The organism is Anaerolineae bacterium (genome assembly GCA_016931895.1).
Taxonomy (GTDB): Bacteria; Chloroflexota; Anaerolineae; order 4572-78; family J111; genus JAFGNV01.
The window spans coordinates 1-4,038 of the sequence record JAFGDY010000309.1; the positions used below are offsets into that span (position 1 = coordinate 1).

At 54.2% G+C, this 4,038-nt stretch carries 3 protein-coding genes; 2 read left to right on the top strand and 1 reads right to left on the bottom strand.

Features of this window, described 5'->3' with window-relative positions; translation table 11 throughout:
* Both JW953_23680 and JW953_23685 read left to right on the top strand, forming a co-directional pair.
* Positions 1–498: carboxypeptidase regulatory-like domain-containing protein (locus JW953_23680; GenBank protein ID MBN1995709.1), on the top strand; the 498-nt coding region annotated here is incomplete at its 5' end.
* A gap of 149 nt (positions 499–647) precedes the next feature.
* Positions 648–1,397, top strand: a complete 750-nt coding sequence (locus JW953_23685; GenBank protein ID MBN1995710.1) for an ATPase — start codon at positions 648–650, stop codon at positions 1,395–1,397.
* Here the strand turns inward: JW953_23685 and JW953_23690 are convergent.
* Positions 1,371–3,824 carry a hypothetical protein gene (locus JW953_23690; protein MBN1995711.1) on the bottom strand — a complete coding sequence of 818 codons (2,454 nt, stop codon included), beginning with the start codon at positions 3,822–3,824 and terminating at the stop codon, positions 1,371–1,373. The genes JW953_23685 and JW953_23690 overlap by 27 nt on opposite strands.
* Positions 3,825–4,038 lie beyond the last annotated feature (214 nt).

The following is a 4,038-nucleotide window of genomic DNA, read 5'->3' on the forward strand; positions in this document are numbered from 1 at the left end:
ACGCCGCTCCCGCCCACGCTTCCTCCTCCCCCTACCGCCACCCCCACCCCCTTGCCCTATTTTGTTTCATCTCATTCCAGCGAAAACAACTGCGCCGACATCGGCTTAAAAGGGGTAGTCAACGGGCCTGATGGGTTGCCCCAGGCCGGCGTCCAGCTTCAATATGGAGAAATAGGTGTATCGGGCAGCCGCTTCACCACCAAAACCGATGCCAACGGCCGCTATACCGCCCTCCTTTTGCCCGGCACAGCCAAAGCGTATGCTTATTCGGCCCATAACTGGTACATCTATGTTCTCCAAAACGGGCAGCAGGCCAGCGAAGAGTTCAAATTCACCACCGACCCTATTTACGCTCAAAACCCTTCTCACTGTAAAGGCGTTGACCCTGAAGAAGAAGAAGAGGAGTTCCTGGAAAAGGGCTGCATTCTGGACCCCTGTAGAAACGACGACTCTATCCAAGTAAAAGTGATCAACTGGCAAATGAGGCAATTTAATTGACGAAACGTGGTAATAATGGTATCTTTTTAAAGATATTCAAAAAAGATTTTGATTTCTTGCCGGATCGAGACAGGACAAGGTCCTGTTTCTGCCCCCAAAACGTTATCTAAACAACTATAGAGATAAACAAAAACGGGAAACTATAGACCATGACCCCAATCACGCCAAGAGAACGATTTTCTTTAGGTTCCACAGAATTAGATGAAATGGTTGGCGGTGGATTATTAAGAGGAACAGCCACCCTGGTTAGTGGCGCGCCGGGGGTTGGCAAAACCACGCTGGGCCTGCAATTTTTGATAGCCGGCATCAAAGCCGGCCAATCCGGCTTAATGGTATCCTTTGAAGAATTCCCCTCTTCCCTCATCAGAGATGCCCTGCAATTAGGCTGGGATTTGAATGCCCTGGAAAACGAGGGGCTGTTCAAGATAATTTTTACTTCGCCCGAAGTCTTTCTGGGCAGCTTGAAGGCCGAAGATAGCCCATTGGCCGAAACCTTGCAGGTTTTAGCTCCCCAACGGGTAGTAATAGACAGCACGGCCCACTTTCAGCGAATGACCGACGATTTTCCCATTGAACTCCGAGACATTTACAACAGCCTGGTTAACGCCTTAAAACGAGAAGGCATGACGTCTTTACTGCTAGACGAAGCCATCAACGTGGTGGAAGTCCAACACGGCCGCATGGCTACCTTGCCCTTTGTGGTTGACACGGTTATTTTACTGCGCTATGTTGAAATTGACAGCACTATGCAGCGGGCCATTACCGTGATGAAAATGCGGGGCAGCACGCATCAAAAGGAAATCAGAAGATTTGAAATCAAAAAGGGCGGCCTGAAAATACGCGAGCCGTTCAGCGGCAGAGAGGGCCTGCTTTCAGGGGTTACGCATCGTACCGCTTAAAGCCCCCGGCAAAATAAACCATAACCCCAACGCCAAACCCATTAGAGAAATAATTCCCCCCCACCAAAAACTGACCGGCCTAAAAAACAACTCCACCGTATGTCTTCCGGCTGGCACAATCACCCCCTGCTGAACCACATTGACCCGCCATAACTCTGCCGGTTGATGGTCAACTTCCGCTTGCCAGCCGGGATAATAAATCTGGCTGACCACCAAAAGTTGCCGGCCTAACGCTTCCACTTCTACCTTTAAATAGCCGGCGACAGAGTCAACCACCGTCACCGTTGCCGCCGCTTGTGCTAACGACACCCCCAGAGGCTCCGCTAAAACAGCCGCCTGCCGCAAATCAAAATCATCATCCGCCAGGCGAGCCGTGGCTTGTTCAATTTCTGGTATGACCTCCACTTGCGATACCGGCCAGGCGCGGGGAAAAGGATCGCCCATTTCAAACACTTTGTCCTCCCCTTCCTCAAAAACCAAGCGCAAACCGTCGCCGGCAATATCCTGCCGAGCGACCACGTAACGCACGTTCAACAATTGCCACAACCGCCAGGCCGGCATCTGCCGGAAAAAGGTATCCACCCCGGCCAATTGTAGGGGCGTATTGCCGGTCAAATCTTCCAGGTGATAAACAGAGGCTGCATTATGACCTCCCGGCAGCAGTCCCCCACTCACTATCCGTCCCCATGTGGGGTTGGATGGGCCGGGCGAAAGCTTGGCCTGCAAAAACTGCACCACCCCATTGGGCGCAAAAGGTTCAACGCCGGCCCGTTTTTCCAAATTGAACCGCCAGTTCACGGTAAACAGATTAAAAATCAGCCAGAGCGCCAGCAGGGCCATTGCCCACGCGCGCCGCTGCCATCGGCGCGGGCGCAGGGCCAGCCAGGCTACCAGCCCGCCCAACATCATCAACCCAAACAAATGATACCGCAACACCCCATAAAACAGGTTCACCTCATCGCCGCGCGCCGTAACCGCAGCCGATCCGTAAATATAAAAAGCGGTCAGGCCCAAGGCTACCACAACCACAATCCGCAGGCCGCGTTCAAAGCAGGCATACCGCCGCCGCGCCAATTTTGAAAAGGGGCCGGTCAAAGCGATGGCCCCGTACCCGGCCAACACCGCGGCGCTAAAACTGTAAACCAAAAACGCTCGCTCTTGCTGCCGGACCGCGGCAAAACCCGGCGCTAACAGATAAAAAAGCGGGTACAAAAAAGTGCTGCCCCCAAAGGCCAGCACCAGGCCAACCAATCCCGCGCCGGCCCAAAAGAAAATCTCGCGGCGCGGCCGGCCCAAAACCAGGGCCGCCGCCAACAAAACCAGGCCCACCAGCCCCACATATTCCGGCGACCCGCCAAAAAAGCCGGGATACAAAACCGAGATCAATTCGGTTAAGGGCAAACCGGCAGAAACCGCCTGATAAGAAAGATCGGCCCGCAGCGAGTGAGCAATAAACTCCAGGGTGGGCAGCGCTTGAGCCGCCGCAATAGCCACACCCAGGAGCACCAAACCAAACCAAACCAGAAGATGGACCGCAAGACAATGAAACAAACCGGGCCAAGGCGCAAAGAAAGAGGGAAGCAAGCGAGATAACCATTTCATCCCCCCGCCTGAAAGTTGTTGATTCTCTCCTGACAGCCCGGCTGCGCCGTTACGCCAGGCCCAAACAGCCCTAAAAATAGTATAGGCCAGGGAAAGATAAAAAATATACAGCCCGGTTTGAGGATGCCCAGCCAGGATGGCCATGGCCAAAGCCAACCCACCCCAGCCAATAACCCTTAACCCGCGGCGTACTTCTACTTTCTCATTTCTCATTCCGATGTTACTCACCGCCCACATCACCCAAGGCAGCCAGGCGCTCGCGGCCAAAATGGTCATCTGCTGCACCGGAAAGCCGGTCAGATAACCGCTATAAGTAAAAACCAGGGAGGTAATGACTCCGTCAAAACGCGCCCGGCGCAGCGACACTCCCCCACGCCGGCCCAGGTGTCGTCCAAACAAATAGCTGCCCACTGCCGCCAGGGAGAAATGAACAATCACCTGTCCTTCCAAAGCCCACAAGGGGAAACCGATTTCCCGCCCCCATAACGGCCCGCCCCAGCCCAAAATCAGGGCCTCGATGACGTGGGGCGGGTACAACGCCCCGGCCTGAATATCGGCCAGGGCCGGCTGGCCGCCGAACAAGTAGGGATTCCACAAGGGAATGTGGGGCTGCACCCAGGCTTGGGCGGTAAAAGCGCGTAGGGGAAAATATTGCTCGGTGAAATCACCGGCAACAATGTGCATCCGGTCGGCCGGATGGGGCGTCAAGAGTCGCCAGAAAAAAAGGCAGGGCAGCAGGGCTAAACCCACAAGAAGCGCCGCATCGGGCCATTTGGCGTATTTTTTCTGAGGCTCAACGCTAACGGTTGATTTTTGGGTTGCCATAAACCACCACCGGCGTTGCTGTCCGGGCCTGCCGCAAAATTTAACATTTGGCCAGCGTAGGATTAGCAGCAAGAAGCCATCGTGCAAGCGTCAAGTAAAACAAAGCAGAGGGATGATATAATAGAAGCGTCAATAGGCAAATTGACGCTCTCCTTTTCTCCTTTTTGAAAAGCCGGGTAGTGGCGACCCGGCTTTTTGATTCCTTCCTCACTAC